The 15,414-nt window shown below is 59.2% G+C and carries 16 protein-coding genes; 9 read left to right on the top strand and 7 right to left on the bottom strand.

All coding sequences use genetic code 11. The features are described from left to right. Positions 1-71: 71 nt before the first annotated feature. The 4 genes from I2H19_RS08925 to I2H19_RS08910 all read right to left on the bottom strand — a co-directional run bounded on the left by I2H19_RS08925 (position 72) and on the right by I2H19_RS08910 (position 3,133). Positions 72-461, bottom strand: coding sequence for an acylphosphatase (locus I2H19_RS08925; protein ID WP_195622428.1), 390 nt, complete (start codon positions 459-461; stop codon positions 72-74). A gap of 2 nt (positions 462-463) precedes the next feature. Next, the gene (locus tag I2H19_RS08920; RefSeq protein ID WP_195622427.1) at positions 464-1,570 is read right to left on the bottom strand and encodes a Gfo/Idh/MocA family protein; all 1,107 of its coding nucleotides are present in this window, start codon (positions 1,568-1,570) and stop codon (positions 464-466) included. 75 nt (positions 1,571-1,645) lie between these two features. Beyond that, positions 1,646-2,182 (bottom strand): ribonuclease HI, encoded by a 537-nt coding sequence (rnhA, locus tag I2H19_RS08915; protein WP_117637459.1) that lies wholly within the window; start codon positions 2,180-2,182, stop codon positions 1,646-1,648. Positions 2,183-2,230: 48 nt separating this feature from the next. Continuing rightward, complete coding sequence (locus I2H19_RS08910) at positions 2,231-3,133, bottom strand: LysR family transcriptional regulator (RefSeq protein ID WP_195622426.1); 903 nt, start codon at positions 3,131-3,133, stop codon at positions 2,231-2,233. Positions 3,134-3,406: 273 nt separating this feature from the next. On the opposite strand from I2H19_RS08910, the gene I2H19_RS08905 reads away from it, so the two are divergent. The 3 genes from I2H19_RS08905 (at position 3,407) to I2H19_RS08895 (ending at position 6,196) form a co-directional block, all read left to right on the top strand. After that, a complete protein-coding gene (locus tag I2H19_RS08905; protein WP_117770162.1) occupies positions 3,407-4,717 on the top strand; it encodes an O-acetylhomoserine aminocarboxypropyltransferase/cysteine synthase family protein in 1,311 nt (436 codons plus the stop codon). 312 nt (positions 4,718-5,029) lie between these two features. Further along, a complete protein-coding gene (locus tag I2H19_RS08900) occupies positions 5,030-5,803 on the top strand; it encodes a hypothetical protein (RefSeq protein ID WP_195363524.1) in 774 nt (257 codons plus the stop codon). A 186-nt stretch (positions 5,804-5,989) separates the two neighbouring features. After that, positions 5,990-6,196, top strand: a complete 207-nt coding sequence (locus I2H19_RS08895) for a hypothetical protein (RefSeq protein ID WP_195622425.1) — start codon at positions 5,990-5,992, stop codon at positions 6,194-6,196. 108 nt (positions 6,197-6,304) lie between these two features. Here I2H19_RS08895 and I2H19_RS08890 read toward each other — a convergent pair whose 3' ends face one another. Both I2H19_RS08890 and I2H19_RS08885 read right to left on the bottom strand, forming a co-directional pair. After that, positions 6,305-7,219: a ketopantoate reductase family protein gene (locus I2H19_RS08890; protein ID WP_229028177.1), complete on the bottom strand. Its 915-nt coding sequence runs from the start codon at positions 7,217-7,219 to the stop codon at positions 6,305-6,307. Between the two features lie 121 nt (positions 7,220-7,340). After that, entirely contained in the window at positions 7,341-8,111 is a 771-nt protein-coding gene (locus I2H19_RS08885; RefSeq protein ID WP_195622424.1) for a cyclase family protein, read from the bottom strand. 162 nt (positions 8,112-8,273) lie between these two features. Between I2H19_RS08885 and I2H19_RS08880 the strand changes: the two genes are divergently transcribed. From I2H19_RS08880 to I2H19_RS08855, 6 genes are all read left to right on the top strand, one after another. Beyond that, on the top strand, positions 8,274-9,464 hold the full coding sequence (locus I2H19_RS08880; protein ID WP_195622423.1) for an aldo/keto reductase: 1,191 nt from the start codon (positions 8,274-8,276) through the stop codon (positions 9,462-9,464). A gap of 90 nt (positions 9,465-9,554) precedes the next feature. Beyond that, positions 9,555-10,574: a Gfo/Idh/MocA family protein gene (locus I2H19_RS08875; protein WP_195363519.1), complete on the top strand. Its 1,020-nt coding sequence runs from the start codon at positions 9,555-9,557 to the stop codon at positions 10,572-10,574. A gap of 152 nt (positions 10,575-10,726) precedes the next feature. Further along, a complete protein-coding gene (locus I2H19_RS08870; RefSeq protein ID WP_195622422.1) occupies positions 10,727-11,593 on the top strand; it encodes a deoxyribonuclease IV in 867 nt (288 codons plus the stop codon). A 147-nt stretch (positions 11,594-11,740) separates the two neighbouring features. After that, positions 11,741-12,601, top strand: a complete 861-nt coding sequence (locus tag I2H19_RS08865; protein WP_195622421.1) for an ABC transporter substrate-binding protein — start codon at positions 11,741-11,743, stop codon at positions 12,599-12,601. Between the two features lie 118 nt (positions 12,602-12,719). Continuing rightward, the gene (locus tag I2H19_RS08860) at positions 12,720-14,081 is read left to right on the top strand and encodes an ABC transporter permease subunit (protein ID WP_229089872.1); all 1,362 of its coding nucleotides are present in this window, start codon (positions 12,720-12,722) and stop codon (positions 14,079-14,081) included. Between the two features lie 12 nt (positions 14,082-14,093). Next, a complete protein-coding gene (locus I2H19_RS08855) occupies positions 14,094-14,846 on the top strand; it encodes an amino acid ABC transporter ATP-binding protein (RefSeq protein WP_055251428.1) in 753 nt (250 codons plus the stop codon). A 117-nt stretch (positions 14,847-14,963) separates the two neighbouring features. Here I2H19_RS08855 and I2H19_RS08850 read toward each other — a convergent pair whose 3' ends face one another. Next, entirely contained in the window at positions 14,964-15,383 is a 420-nt protein-coding gene (locus tag I2H19_RS08850) for a flavodoxin (RefSeq protein ID WP_195622420.1), read from the bottom strand. Between the last annotated feature and the right edge of the window lie 31 nt (positions 15,384-15,414).

Here is a 15,414-nt window from a genome sequence, read left to right as displayed (position 1 = left end):
GGGGCCTCGGGGGCGTTCGGCTAGCTGCGGGAACGGCCTGTCCGCCTAATGTGTTCGGCTGAGATCGGAAATCAACCATTGGTAAGTGGGGCTCGGGCCTGGGCGTCTACGAGGCGAAAACGCGTTCCCATGCGCTCGTAGGAGGCATGAAGCGCCTCGAGATGAGATAGGATATTTGCCGGAGCTCCCTGTATCTCCATCTCGACTGAGCCGTCTTCCATGTTACGCACCCAGCCGGTGAGCGCGCGTGCCTGCGCGAGGTTGGTGTTGGTAAAGCGAAAGCCAACGCCCTGGACTTGCCCCGCCCAGCGCAGGAAATAGCGCAGGGGAGTGTCTTGAGTGGCCCCGTCGCTTGCGAGCACAGTAAGCCTGCGGCGCAGCTCGAGCTCGACGTTTGATGGTTTTTGAGGCTCTCGACTGCCGCCGGTGACGCTGGAGAAGAACGTATCGAAGAGGCCCATCGCTATGCCTGCCTGCCTGCGTCGGCCGGGAAGGTTATGCCGGCCTGCTGGCGCACGGCATCCATGATGCGCAGCGAGACGAGTGTGACATCGCGGTAGTGGCCAAGCTCGTGGCGTCCCGCCGGGGTCTCCCAAATCTCTTCCTTAACGTTATCGATGCCGCAGATGGCGGTGATAAAGTCTGTGAGTTCGTATTCCATAGTGTTGCTCGATTTGGGCAGGTCGAGCACGCGGCCGTTCTCGCCCTGTTCGCGCGGTGCCTCGGTCGCCGAGCCGCGTACGACGTCGCCGCGATAGTCGATGCGGACGTTGCGGGGCGTGGACAGATGGTCGATCTGGATAGTGCCACGCTCGCCTTCTATCTGCGAGGGCAGCAGGTCATTCGTAATTTTGGAGTGCGCGAGCTCGACGGAGATGCGGCCACCGCCGTAGCTGGCGAGGATGGAACCGCAGCCGTCGATGGGGCCGTGCGTGAGCTGTCGCGTGGTGGGGTCGAGCAGAGTAGTCATGCTCGTAAGGCCGGAGGGCATGCCGAAAATCTCGACCATGGGCTCGACGGTGTAGACGCCAATGTCCATGAGGGAACCTGATGCCATATTGCAGTCGAAGATATTGGTGGTGCGTCCCGCGAGAATCTCGTTGTAGCGCGAGGAATATTTGCCAAAGCGCAATGAGGCGCGGCGGATGGGCGCAATTTCGCCCAGAGCGTCCTCGATGGCGTGGAAGGCGGGATCGTGGAGGGGACGCATGGCCTCGAGGGCCACGACACCTGCTGCCTCGGCAGCGCGGAAGACTTCCAGCGCCTGCGCTTCGGTGGCGCAGAAGGGCTTCTCGACGATGACGTGCTTGCCACCGGCGATGCAGGCAAGGGCCTGCTCGTAGTGAAGTGCGTTAGGGCTGCCGATATAGACGGCGTCGACGTCGGCGGCTGCCGCGAGCTCATCGAGTGAAGTAAAGTTTCGCTCGCCACCGCGCTCGGCGGCAAAGGCAGCACCGCGATTGGCATCGCGTGAAAGCGTGCCCACAAACGCGGCTTGGTCGTTGGCGTTGACGACTTGGATAAAGTCGTCGGTGATCATGGATGTGCCGATGGTCGCTATACGCAGCATGTATCCCCCTCGTGCCGTTCGGTTTACAGGATGAGTGTAGCGCGAGGGGGCAGGAAATAGCGTGCGAAAACGCCGTTACAGGTCGCTCTCGTTAAAGCCGGTGTCGATATCGAGGTTGCTGCCGTCGGCCGCCGTGGTGGCGAGCTCATCGCAGCGCTCGTTGAGCTCGTGGCCGGCGTGACCCTTAACCCAGATGAACTCAACCTTGTGCTTGCTTTTGGCGGTGAGCAGGCGCTCCCACAGGTCGCGGTTCTTGACGGGCTGCTTGTTGGCGGTTTTCCATCCGCGCTTTTTCCAGCCGTCGATCCAGTGCTTGTTAAAGGCGTTGACGACGTACTGCGAATCGGAATGGACCTCGACCTCGCAGGGGCGGTTGAGCGCCTCGAGCGCCACGATGACCGCCATGAGCTCCATGCGGTTGTTGGTGGTCTTGGCGTAGCCGCGCGAAAGCTCGGAGGTGAAGGTCTTGCCGGCGGGGTTGGTGTATTTGAGCACGGCGCCGTAGCCGCCGCGTCCCGGATTTGATCGGGCCGAGCCGTCGGTATAGATGATGACCTTCACGGGCTTCCTTTCGTTGGGTACGTTTCGTGTGAGTGACCATTGTAGCGCCATGCCCGCCGGGGGCTAGCATTCTACGATTTCTACCCCGTCTTCCGACAGTTAGTTGGCATGGATGATGCGGTTGAGCTCGTCGAGGTATTGCTGCAGGAGGGGAGAGGGCTTGCGCTCGTCGTGCATGATATAGCCTACGTGCATCGTTGGGGCGTCTGCTAACGGGATCGATGCCATACCCCATTGCATTTCATTGGAGAGGACACCGGTCGACAGGGTGTAGCCGTTCGACGTGATAAGTAAGTTAGTAAGTGTTCCGCGGTCCGAGATTCGTATGTTGCGGTCGCAAGGGATATAGCTAAAAGGTTCCTCGGCGTAATAGAAGGAGTTTGAGGTTCCCTGCTCAAAGCTATAACGCGTATAGGGTGTGAGGTCGGCAAGGGACAGCTGCGGGCGGCGGGCAAGCGGGTGGCGCTCGCTAACGAAGACGTGGACCGTCGCGTCGAATAGGGGATGGAAGCTCGCGCGCGCATCGGCAAAAGCCTTCTGCAGAACGCGGGCGTTAAAGTCGTCCAGATAGAGGATGCCGATGTCGCTGCGAAACGCGCGGACGTCATCGATGATCTGCGATGTGGTGGTCTCGCGCATGATGAACTCGAACTTGTCGTCCCGGCAGCGCTCGACGACGTTGACGAAGGCCTCGACCGAAAAGGCGTAATGCTGGGCCGAGATGGCAAGGCGCGCCTGGGGCGTGCCGCCGTCCTCGTAGCGGGCCTCGAGCATATCGGCCTGCTCTACGACCTGGCGTGCATAACCCAAAAGCTCGGTGCCGTCGTTGGTGAGTGCAACACCACGGCTAGAGCGCGTAAAGATTTCGATATGAAGTTCCTGTTCCAGGCTTTTGACGGCGTTTGAGATGTTGGACTGAGCGGTATAGAGGCGCTGAGCTGCGGCGTTGATTGAGCCGGACTCTGCCACGGCGATCAGAAAACGAAGCTGCTGAAGGGTCATCGGCGCCCGTCCTTTCGATAGCTATCTAAAAAACCGATAACAGGTTAGCGCTTTTAAGTGATTGACCGAGCGAAACAATGCTCGTACTATTCAAAACACACAAAGGCGGTAGGTAATTAAGCCGACCACGGAACCGGGATGCGAAAGGAGGCCCGCATATGAATTGCTTACCAAGACGAATGCCGGGCTCCTGTTTGCGTCCGTCGGCGTGATCAGGAGACAGCGACTTACTTCTCTTACTCTTATTACTTTTATTCGATCAAGGAGATCATCATGAGCCAGTTCATCAACAACCCCGAGCACACCTTTGGTTTCGATACCCTGCAGCTTCACGTTGGCCAGGAGAGCGCCGATCCCGCATCCGACTCCCGCGCCGTGCCTATCTACCAGACCACGAGCTATGTGTTCCGCAATTCCCAGCACGCCGCCGACCGCTTTGGTCTTGCCGACGCCGGCAACATCTACGGCCGTCTGACCAACTCCACCCAGGGCGTCTTCGAGGACCGTATCGCCGCACTCGAGGGTGGCGTGGCAGGTCTTGCCGTCGCCTCCGGTGCCGCTGCCATCACCTATACCCTGCAGGCTCTCGCCCAGGCCGGTGACCACGTGGTCGCCCAGAAGACCATCTACGGCGGTTCCTACAACCTGCTGGAGCATACGCTCTCCCAGTTTGGCGTCGAGACCACGTTTGTCGATGCCCATAACCTGGAAGAGGTTGAGGGTGCCATCAGGGACAACACCACGGTCATCTATCTCGAGACGCTCGGCAACCCCAACTCCGACATCCCCAACATCGACGCCATCTCCGAGATCGCCAAGAAGCACGGTCTGCCGGTTGTCGTCGACAACACCTTCGGCACCCCGTATCTGTTCCGTCCGCTGGAGCATGGTGCCAACATCGTCGTTCACTCCGCAACCAAGTTCATCGGCGGCCACGGCACCTCGCTGGGCGGTGTGATCGTCGACGGCGGTAACTTCGATTGGAAGGCGAGCGGCAAGTATGCGCAGATCGCCGAGCCCAACCCCTCCTACCATGGCGTCTCGTTTGCCGAGGCTGCCGGTCCCGCCGCCTTCGCAACCTATGTCCGCGCTATCTTGCTGCGTGACGAGGGCGCCTGCATCAGCCCGTTCAACGCCTGGATCCTGCTCCAGGGCACCGAGACTCTGTCGCTGCGCGTTGACCGTCATGTCGAGAACACCAAGAAGGTCGTTGAGTTCCTGGCTGGTGACAGCCATGTCGCCAAGGTGAACCACCCGAGCCTGTCTGAGCACCCCGATCACGAGCTCTATCAGAAGTACTTCCCCAACGGCGGTGCCTCGATCTTTACCTTTGAGATTAAGGGTGGCCAGGAGGCCGCCTGGAAGTTCATCGATCATCTGCAGGTGTTCTCGCTGCTCGCCAACGTGGCCGACGTCAAGTCGCTCGTCGTGCACCCGGCTACCACCACGCACTCCCAGCTCTCTGCCGAGGAGCTCGCCGAGCAGAACATCACGCCCTCCACGATCCGTCTTTCCATCGGTACCGAGAACGCCGAGGATATCATTTGGGATCTGAAGCAGGCCTTCGCCGCGCTGGACGAGTAAGGCGACTTGTGCAAGGACCCCTTGCGACTCGATAGGTATAACTGCATAAAATGCCTGCTCAAGGCGCCTGTGCGAACAATGGTTGCACAGGCGCCTTTTTTGCATAGAGCGGGTGCAAAAACAGGGTTTTTGACACGCTTTATGCATTTGAGTTGTGGAAAACTCCTGTTGAGAGGATGTGAGTTTTACGCAATTGACGTGCGCCTTTTGAGTAAAACCGCAGGTCGCGATTTGCTCGGGGTACTATGCAGCGCGATCGAATCACACGCAGCTCAAACGCAGCAAAAACGCACTACGGAGGTTTCCAGCTACATGAGGATCGATTCACGAAAACCGAAAGCCGCCGCCCTTTCCGCCGCTCTGACCGTGGCACTTTTGGCGGGCGCCGGTGCAACTGATGCCCACGCCGCAACACTGTCCGATACGGTTGGATCTACGCCGTCCGAGACGACGCTGGTACAGCCCGTTGACTATCGCGGCGATGGTTATGGTTCCATGCAGGAGTGGAACGCCTCGATGGAGGCCAAGCGCGATTCCCTGGAGATGCGCGCTCAGATCATCATGAACATGTACGGTGACTATGCCACCGATGACGAGCGCGCTGTGCTGCAGGGTTGCATCGACGGCGCGGGTAGCCTGTTGACGATGGGGGAGGTCGACGCCAAGTCGACCGAGCTCGATGAGCTGCGCACTGCGCTTGAGGATGCCAAGCGCGAAGCGCTCGAGGCTGCCGCCGAGGCGGAGGCTGCCGAGGCCGTCCAAGCTTCGTACTACAACGCCGGTTACACTCCGTCCTACGCGTCTGCCGCGTCCTACGCGAACGGATCGGGCCTGACGCGCTCTGCGGGTGTCAATAACTACAACGGGCGCCGCGAGACCTATTACAGCAGCAATGTGCTTTATCACTATCGCACGGGCGAATGGACTCAGGATTCTGAGGGCTTCTGGCGCGATTCCGACGGCTATTACGTTGTTGCCGCGGGCGATATGGCCCAGGGCTCGACCTTTACGGGCTCCAAGGGCGATTGCAAGGTCTATGACTCCGGCTGCGCTGCCGGAACCACCGACTACTACACCGGTTGGTAATTTTTCTGCATCACGGATATTTGGCGGACGGGCGTCCTTACCGAGCTTTAGGGCAACGTAAGGACGTCCGTTCTATGTATGCGTTTGAGTTAACAGAGCCCTTACCGTGGCGGTACGCTGGGCGTATGGATGCGGGGCACACTGGTTCTTGAGAAATAAGGTCTTTCTCTTGGAGGAAGTGGTCTTGTGAATGCTCGAGATATTGCCGTTGCCGCCGTCGCACTGACGTTTGGTTGCCTTGGTCCCACGGTCGCGCTCGTCGCGGGCATGCAGGGGACATGCGGGGCTGCTCCTATTGTGGTCGGCGCGCTGATCGCGGCCACGCTGCTGGGAAGCGCCGGTGTTGTCCTTTGTCGCGACGATGAGGACGAGGTGCCGGGGTCGCAGCTCTAACCGTTGTGAAGCTGATTTTGGCCAAAGATGAAAAAGGAAGCCGCCGCGAGGGGAGTGCCCCTTGCGGCGGCTTTGCCATTGGATCTGCTGGCTACAGTATGCCGAGCACTACCAGCTGCTTTCTATTTCGCGAATCCTCTGGTAGAGCCAATCGTTTTGCGGCACTTGGATATCGTGTTTGGCGGCCAGGCGGCAAATGGTGCCCGCGAACTCCTCGACTTCGGTTTTTCGTTGTGCGATGCGGTCCTGCGCCATCGAGGGCATACCGGCGAGGTCGATTCCCTCGATGAGGTGCACCATTTGCGTCAGGTCTGCCTCGGTCAGCTCAACGCCCTCGGCGTTGGCAACCGCAAGCGTCTCGCGCATGGCGGAGACAAAACAGCGGCGCTGCTCGGAGCCCGGCTCCGTGGCGCTTCCGTAGGTCCCGCCGTAGGCCATGCAGGTCTGGTTGATGCCGTCGTTGAGCATGAGTTTGGCCCACATGCGGTGCGCAATGTCGCTCTCGACGGTATGGGCGATGCCGCAGCGCGTATAGAGCTCGTCGATGGCGGTAACGGTTGCGGGCTTGGTGCCCGCTGCCGCGCCAAAGCGAATCTCGCCCGCATTGGTAAAGGTGAGCTCTCCGTTGAGGAACACGGCGTCCATGCCTTGGCAGATACCCAGGACGGTGTGCTCCCAGCCAAAGCGCTCGGCAATCTTTTGCTCGCTCGTAATGCCGTTGCACAGCGAGGCGATGAGCGTGTTGGGTCCCACGACACGCTCCATAGTCTTGAGTGCTTGGTCGAGACCGGTGGTCTTGACCGTCAGGATGACCAGATCGGCGGGCGCTGCCTCGCTGGCGCGGACGGACGTGAGATCGCAAGGCTTTCCGTTGACGGTGAGCACATCGCCCGCGTGACGCTCAAAACGGGCGTCATCCATAACGTATTCGACGGCGTCATTGCCGAGGGCCTTGGCAATCATGCTGCCGTAGAGCAGGCCGACGCCGCCCTTGCCGATAAAGGCGACCTTGTTGATCTGCATGTGAATCATCTCCTCATATAAAAGGCGCCCGCGTAAGGGGCGCCTGATGGATTGTATGCTGCCGGGGTGATTGATGGGTGCGCGGGGCGGCTGTTATAAAAAAGAAACGTTTGCCTGGACGTTACACTGCGGGGCAGACCGCAAAGACGCGGGCGGGGTATCCGACGCCATCGCGGACCTTGGGGAAGGTGCAGAAGATGACGGCGCTCGTGGCTGGAAGCTCGTTTAGATGGTCCATGACTTCGATCTGATAGCGGTCGACCGAGAGGATGTATTGCTCGCCGGGGTAGGGGTAGGCGTCCTCGCGTGTGGTGATGGTCGCCGGATCGGTATCTGCGGACTCGTGTCCGATGGCGCCGATATTGCGTTCCTCTACAAGCCATTTGATAGCATCGAGGTCCCAGCCGGGGTAGTGGGGCTGGCCGTCCTCGTCCTTGTTTTCCAGATCGGCGAGCTTGGACCAGTCGGAGCGGAAGGCGACGAAAGCGTCCTCGGGAATACGACCGTGCTCGTCCTCCCAGGCTTTGAGGTCCTCGATGGTCAGGATAAAGTCGGGATTTGCGGCGCACTCCTCGTGCTTGTCGATCACGCAGAGCGGATGCATAAACTCGATGGGTTCAATCTCTCCAAGGGAACGACCCTCAACATGGAAATGCCGCGGTGCATCGACGTGGGTGCCGTATTGCGAGGCGACCGAATACTGAAAGCAGCGCATGGGCGCGAGCATGTTCCCGGGCGTGTCGGGCAGATAATCGAAGAGCTTGGTGGACTCGAACGGCTTAAAGCCAAACCAGTGCGGGGTGTCGCACGAGAGCGTGTGGGTGAGGTCGACCCAGCGATAATCGGTGGTCTTGAGCTGGGAGGCGAGGTTCCAAAGGTCGAGCGCGGGCATGGCGGGCTCCTTTCATCGGGCTTTTTGCTGATGTTAAAGCGGCGCCGTGACGGCTCGATTTCTACTACGTTACGATACGTTCTCGATTGCGATTCCAATGTGTTTCGATGGCGTGGCCGTTGTGTTTCGCCTCATTAGGGCTTCGATGGGAGGGGAGGGGCCGTGCAATATCGCGTTGACCCCAAAAGCGGCAACCGTATCTCGGCGTTGGGGCTGGGCTGCATGAGGTTTCCCGGTGCGCCGGGACGCCCGGATGCGAAGACAGCCGACGCCATCATCTCCCGTGCGGTGGAGCAGGGGATTAACTACCTGGACACGGCCTATCTCTATCCCGGCAACGAGGCTTGTGTGGGTGCGTCGCTTGAGCGCCTGGGCTTGCGCGACCAGGTTTTGCTCGCAACCAAGCTGCCGCATGCTTCGTGCAAATGCGCGGAGGATTTCGACCGGTTCTTCGACGAGCAACTGCGCCGCCTGCGGACCGACCATATCGACTATTACCTCATGCACAACATTACCTCGCCCGCCCAGTGGGAACGTGCGGTGGCGTTGGGCATTGAGGACTGGATCGCGTGTCAAAAGGCGGCGGGGCGCATTCGCCAGATTGGTTTTTCGTACCACGGCAGCGCGGTGGATTTCCTGACGATGCTTGACGCATATGACTGGGATTTTTGCCAGATACAGTACAACTATGCCGGCGAGCGTTACCAAGCGGGAACGGCAGGACTCATGGCGGCTGCGGAGCGCGGGCTCGCGGTGTTTGTGATGGAGCCGCTGCTGGGCGGGCGTTTAGCGGGCAAGCTGCCGCCACGGGCCCGCGCTGTGCTCGATAGTGCCCGTGACCCGCATTTGCGCACTCCTGCCGCCTGGGGTCTTTCGTGGGTGTGGAATCATCCTCAGGTGACGATGCTGCTTTCGGGTATGACCGATATCGCGCAGGTGGATGAGAATTCGTCACTGGCAGACCTCGCGTTGCCGAATTCGATGACTGCCAACCAGCTCGACACGATTGCGCGCGTGTTGATGGAGTTTGAGAAATCGAACCGTGTGCCCTGCACGGGATGCGGCTACTGCATGCCATGCCCCAAGGGTATCAACATTCCCGGCTGCTTTGCCGCCTACAACGCGAGCTATGCGCACAGCTGGTTTACGGGGCTGTCGCAATACTTTACGGCGAGTGCGGTGCGCACGAGCGAGCCCAAGCTGGTGAGCAGCTGCGTCAAGTGCGGCAAATGCGCGCGTCACTGCCCGCAGCACATCGATATTCCCGAGCGTCTCGATGACGTGCGCCGACGTTTCCAGCCTGGCTCCGTAACGGCCGCACTTAAAGCCTTTTGCAAAACGCGCTCCTCATGACCCTTTTATAACTTGCGGTGGAATAGTTCCTGTTTGCGGCAGAATAGGGGCCAAACAGGAACTATTCCACCGCAACTGAAGGGGGCTGTCGTGGGCCATCGGGATTCATGGGATGATTCGCGTGAGGTTCGTTGGGGCATTTTGGGCGCTGGGCACATTTCTCATCGATTTGCATCGTCGCTCAAGAAGGTCGACGGGGCACGGCTGGTGGCTGCGGCCGGCCGCACTCCTGCACATGTCGAGGAATTTTGCCGAGCGTTTTCGATTGATGCTGCGCATGGCCATGCCTCGGTCGACGATAACGGCGATGCGGCTTATGACGCGCTGATTGCCGACCCCGATGTCGACGCAATTTACTTGGCTCTTCCGCATGGCATGCATACGCGTTGGGCCTGTCGCGCGCTGTGCGCCGGAAAGGCCGTGCTGTGCGAAAAGCCGGCCGTTTTGAGTGAGGAAGAGGCTCTCTCGATTGCCTCCACCTCTCGCGAGCGCGGCGTGCTGTTTATGGAGGCGATGAAGAATCGGTTTTGCCCGATGCGCACTCGCGTGAAGGACTTGCTTGCGTCGGGTGAGCTTGGCCGTATTGTCTCGATTGAAAGCGTGCAAAAGCTCGATTACGGCGAGTCTCCTTCAGACTATCTGCTTGATCCGTTGCAGGGCGGCTGTCTATATGACATGGGCTGCTATGCAGTCGGTTGGTTTGAGGATTTGCTCGCGGGCGCTTGCGAGGTTTCGTCTCGTGAAGTTCGCTGGCGTGACGTATCGGGCGGCCGCGTCGATTGGGCCGACGAGATCCATATGAGCGTCGACGGTATACCCATTCATATGGTGTGCGACGGCAAAGCAACATATGAAAGCCGCTTAACGATTGCCTGTGAGCGGGGCTCGTTGGAAATCGAGCGGCTCCATCGCCCCGAGCTCGCTCATGTGAAGTATTCCGACGGTCGGATACTCGAAATCGATGCACCATTTGAGGTCGATGATTTTTACGGTGAGGCGTCGCATGCGACGCAGCTCATTCAGGCGGGGAAACTCGAAAGCCCCATCATGTCCCTAGCCGCCACACAGCGCTGTGCGCACATCATCGATGCGATTCGCTTGAAACTTTAGGGCGTGGGGGCATGGCGCCAGCGCTTGGAATGCCTGGAGGCCTTTGCTCCTGATGCCCCTTTTATAACTTGCGGTGGAATACGGTCTGCTTGCGCCAAAATAGGGCACCAATAGACCGTATTTCACCGCAACTGATGAAGAGGGAGCTGGAGATGCTGACGATTGGGTGCCATCTTTCGACGACGAAGGGCTATCGGGCAATGGGGGAGACGGCGTTGTCCATTGGCGCCAATACCTTTGCATTCTTTACGCGCAACCCGCGCGGTGGCAAGGCAAAAGACCTTGACATGGATGACGTGGCGGCTCTGCGCGAGCTTATGGCGCAAAACGACTTTGGACCGCTGGTGGCGCATGCCCCGTATACCTATAACCCCTGCTCCGCTAAGGAGCGGGCGCGCGAGTTTGCCTTGGAGGCTATGGCGGAAGATTTGCAGCGTCTGGAAGCGCTGCCCGGCAACTACTACAACTTCCATCCCGGTGCGCATGTGGGACAGGGCTCCGACGTCGGCATTCAGATGATTGTCGACACGCTGTGCCAGGTGATGTTTGAGGGGCAGCAGACGACGGTATTACTCGAGACCATGGCAGGAAAGGGCACCGAGGTGGGCCGTAGCTTTGAAGAACTGGCGTGCATTATCGAGGGCGTTGCCGCCAAGCGCCCAGAGCTGTCCGAAAAGCTGGGCGTTTGTTTGGACACCTGCCATGTGAGCGATGCCGGCTACGACATCATCCATGATCTGGACGACGTACTCGACGAGTTCGACCGCGTGGTGGGTATCGATCGCTTACATGCCGTACACATCAACGATTCGAAGAACCCTTGTGGCGCCCATAAAGATCGTCACGAGTGCATCGGCAAGGGATACCTTGGCAGCGAGGAATTTGGTGGCGGTATGCAGGTTATGCAGAATATTGTATCGAATGACCGTTTGCGTTCGCTGCCGTTTATTTTGGAGACTCCGAACGAACTTGCAGGTTATGCAGCTGAAATTAGACTATTAAGGTCATTGCAGCAGTAATGACTGTTACAAAGTGGAGTGTTCCATTCACGTTATGGGTTTGTTTCAATCAGTTTTCTCATTGCAGATTCGTAATTCCGGGTGCATAATAGCCAACAGTTTTTGCAGACCTCTGAATCAAACGAGGTCACCGGAAGGAGACTGATTATGAAGCTGAAGAAGCTTGGCGCATTTGCCGCCACAGGCGCCATGGCGCTCGCCCTCGCACTGACGGGCTGCGGCTCGTCCAACGCCACCTCTGGTTCCGATGCCGGTTCCAGCAGCTCTGATGACGTGAAGGTCGAGAAGGTCGACGGCTCCAAGGAGTACGCGCTCGTCAAGGACGGTACACTGACCGTCGGCACCTCTGCCGAGTACGCTCCGTTTGAGTACAAGGATGACAACGGCGATTATCAGGGCTTTGACCTTGAGCTCATCAAGGCTATCGGTGACAAGCTGGGCCTGGATGTCGAGTATGTCAACAATGACTTTGACACGCTGGTTCCGGGCGTCGCTTCGGGCGCCAAGTATGACGTTTCCATCGCGGCTATCACCGACACGCCCGAGCGTGAGAAGGAAGTCACTTTCTCTGATTCCTATTACATGGACGATCAGGCTATCGTGACCAAGGTCGATAACACCGACATCACGGCCGACAACTACAGCGAGAAGCTCAACAACGCTGACGCTACCATCATCGTCCAGTCTGGCTCGACCGCCGAGGCCTTTGCCCAGGAGAACTTCCCCAAGGCCAAGATCGTCCCCTACAAGGACGCTACCGAGTGCTTCAGCGCCCTGCAGTCCGATAAGGGCGACGCCGTAGTCACCAACCGCTCCGTTGCCAGCCAGCTGACCGCCGAGCAGTTCAACACCTGCCAGACCATCAAGCAGATCAGCACCGGCGAGGAGTACGCCATCGCCATCAACCAGGGCAACACCAAGCTCAAGGACGACATCAACCAGGCCATCAAGGACCTGACTGATGACGGTACCGTTGACGCCCTCATGGCTAAGTACAACATCAAGTAAAATAGCTACTTGATTGCGCGCGGGCCCTTTCCGTTTTGGCGGAGAGGGCCTTTGCGCTTCTCTTGACGGAGAGCTTTTCCGTCTCGTTTTGCCGGCAACTTCTACGATAGGAGCCACCTTGTCTCGACTGAACAAAGGGGCCGCGGAGCAGCGTTTTCCACTGCCCTCGATGCTCCAAAAGCTGGCCTGTGCCCTGGCTGTGGCGCTCGCCCTGGTATGCGCGGGGGCGTGCGTGCCCACGACCGCCCAGGCGCTTGAGACCGCAAAGATTACCGCCCGACCCAATACCGGTTCGGGTAGCGATGTGGTCGGCGGCACCGAGACGCGCATCACTTGGGAAGTTCAGGCCGATGCCGACGAGGAGCTGAGCGGTCTTTCGCTGACGTTTGTCGACGGCACGACGTTTGGTACCGATGACACGCGATTGACGATGCTCTCGGGCGAGGACCTCATGGATCGTACGCCCTTGAAGCCCACGTGCAAGGCTGACGGCCAGACGCTCAAGATTGACTTTGGCGAGACGGCGCCTGCCGGCGGTTTTTTCCGTGTCGAGGTTTACGGTGTGACGTTTCCCGTCGAGGGCGGCGATGAGGCCTTTAGCGGCACCTATACGCTCGCCGGCGGTTCGACCAAGAAGATTTCCAAGATTCCTCCCGTCGAGATTAAGGGCGTGACGGCATTCGATAACTTCCTGGCCGACCTTAAGGAGCAGCCGTGGGTCGAGGCCTGGAACTCCAATATGTTTCTGCGCCTGTTCTTAAACCCGGTCATTTTGGTCCAAAGCCTGCCGATCGTCTTTAAGGGCTTCCTCATGTCGCTCTCGATCGTGCTCGTGGCGTTTCCGCTGGCAATCCCCTTTGGCTTTGCCTTGTCGCTCATGCGCATCTCCAAGTCGCGCATCCTGCGTTGCCTTGCCGGCATCTATGTGAATATCATTCGCGGTACGCCGGCGTTCCTGCAGATCTATATCGCGTTCTTCGGTCTGCCGTTGGCCGGCGTCAAGGTGGACGACTATGTCTTGGGCGTCATCGTCATGGCCATGAACTCGTCTGCGTACCTGTGCGAGATCTTCCGTGCCGGTATTCAATCGATCCCCAAGGGCCAAAACGAGGCTGCTCGCTCTCTGGGCATGAATGCCTTCCAGACGCTGCTCTACGTTATGATTCCGCAGACGTTCCGCAATGTTTTGCCTACGCTGACCAGCGAGTTTATCTTGCTTTACAAGGATACGTCGCTGCTTGCCGCCGTGGGTGTGGTCGAGATCGTCATGAACGCCCGTACCATCGTGGCCACGACGGGCTCCATTACACCGTACGTGGTTGCCGCCCTGTTCTATCTGGTCATCACCCTGCCGCTTGCGCGCTTGGTGAGCGGTCTTGAGGCGAGACTGCTGGGTACGGCCGAAACCAAAAAGAAGCGTCCCACCAAGAGCGCCGGGCAGGTTGTCGCGACGCCTGCCGATCACATCGCCGGTCTGTAAGGAGGTCCTATCATGAGCGAAACCAATAACTCGAACGAGGTCGTCGTCAGCATCAAGAACCTCCAGAAGGCCTTTGGCGATAACGTGGTCCTGCGCGATATCGATCTGGATGTGCACAAGGGCGAGGTCGTCGTAGTCCTGGGTCCTTCGGGCTCGGGCAAGTCGACGATGCTTCGCTGCATCAATCGTCTGGAGCATCCCACGAGCGGCTCGATTGTCGTTGAGGGCGTGGACGTGTGCGCCAAGGGCGTTGACCTCAATAAGGTGCGTACGCACTTGGGCATGGTGTTCCAGCAGTTCAATTTGTTCCCGCACCTGTCAGTCAAAAAGAACGTCATGCTCGCGCAGCAGAAGGTGCTCAAGCGCAGCAAGGAAGAGGCCGAGAAGATTGCCGTCGAGGAGCTGACCAAGGTCGGTCTTGCCGAGCGTATCGACTTTATGCCGAGCCAGCTCTCGGGCGGCCAGCAGCAGCGCGTTGCCATCGCCCGCGCCCTGTCGATGAACCCTCACGTTATGCTCTTTGACGAGGCCACGTCGGCACTCGATCCCGAGCTGGTTCGCGACGTTCTGGGTGTCATGCGCGACCTGGCACGCGACGGTATGACCATGATCGTCGTGACGCACGAGATGGGCTTTGCCCGCGACGTCGCCGACCGCGTCGTCTTTATGGACGGCGGCGTCATTGTGGAAGAGGGTACGCCGAGCGAGGTCTTCGACCACCCCAAGAGCGAGCGTACCAAGGCGTTCTTGGGCAATATCTCGTAGCCGGTTGGTGTAACTGCCGTTATAAAAGAGCGGGGGCTGGACTTGAATCCAGCCCCCGCTCTTTTGTAGGGATAAGGATGCGCTTTGATGCAGACTCTTTTGGAGGTCCTGGGCTCGTTACGCGAGCTCGGCTCCGAGGGCCTTGCAAGCGGTCTCGCCCTCATCGTCGGGCGCATCGTAGCAAATGACGGAATCGACGACGTTAACACCCGCCTCGTCGGCGTCGGCCTTCCAGTTGTCCATCCACTCGCCCTCGGCCCACGAATAGGAGCCAAAGAGGACGACCTTCTTGTCGCCGAGAGTCTCCTTGACCTCGTCCCACATCGGCTGGAACTCATCGTACTCGAGTTCCTCGGAGCCCATGGCGGGGCAGCCGAAGGCAATGGCGTCATAGCTGGCGGCCTTGTCTGCGGAGAAGTCGGCGCAGGAGATGACCTCTACCTCGGCGCCCGCGGACGTGGCGCCTTCGGAGACGAGGTTTGCCATGGCCTCGGTGTTGCCCGTGCCGCTCCAGTAGACGACGGCGATCTTGCTCATGTTGAGTCCTTTCAGTTGTGCGGCAGGTTGC

Source organism: Collinsella aerofaciens (genome assembly GCF_015560135.1).
Classification (GTDB): domain Bacteria; phylum Actinomycetota; class Coriobacteriia; order Coriobacteriales; family Coriobacteriaceae; genus Collinsella; species Collinsella aerofaciens_AN.
This window is presented reverse-complemented; position numbering and strand designations above follow the sequence as displayed.

Coding starts and splice junctions, on each gene's coding strand:
- I2H19_RS08900 (WP_195363524.1), top strand. CDS start 5,030: ATGAGGATCGATTCACGAAAACCGAAAGCCGCCGCCCTTTCCGCCGCT.
- I2H19_RS08855 (WP_055251428.1), top strand. CDS start 14,094: ATGAGCGAAACCAATAACTCGAACGAGGTCGTCGTCAGCATCAAGAAC.
- I2H19_RS08870 (WP_195622422.1), top strand. CDS start 10,727: ATGCTGACGATTGGGTGCCATCTTTCGACGACGAAGGGCTATCGGGCA.
- I2H19_RS08905 (WP_117770162.1), top strand. CDS start 3,407: ATGAGCCAGTTCATCAACAACCCCGAGCACACCTTTGGTTTCGATACC.
- I2H19_RS08920 (WP_195622427.1), bottom strand. CDS start 1,570: ATGCTGCGTATAGCGACCATCGGCACATCCATGATCACCGACGACTTT.
- I2H19_RS08890 (WP_229028177.1), bottom strand. CDS start 7,219: ATGCAGATCAACAAGGTCGCCTTTATCGGCAAGGGCGGCGTCGGCCTG.
- rnhA (WP_117637459.1), bottom strand. CDS start 2,182: ATGGCGCTACAATGGTCACTCACACGAAACGTACCCAACGAAAGGAAG.
- I2H19_RS08910 (WP_195622426.1), bottom strand. CDS start 3,133: ATGACCCTTCAGCAGCTTCGTTTTCTGATCGCCGTGGCAGAGTCCGGC.
- I2H19_RS08925 (WP_195622428.1), bottom strand. CDS start 461: ATGGGCCTCTTCGATACGTTCTTCTCCAGCGTCACCGGCGGCAGTCGA.
- I2H19_RS08850 (WP_195622420.1), bottom strand. CDS start 15,383: ATGAGCAAGATCGCCGTCGTCTACTGGAGCGGCACGGGCAACACCGAG.
- I2H19_RS08865 (WP_195622421.1), top strand. CDS start 11,741: ATGAAGCTGAAGAAGCTTGGCGCATTTGCCGCCACAGGCGCCATGGCG.
- I2H19_RS08885 (WP_195622424.1), bottom strand. CDS start 8,111: ATGCCCGCGCTCGACCTTTGGAACCTCGCCTCCCAGCTCAAGACCACC.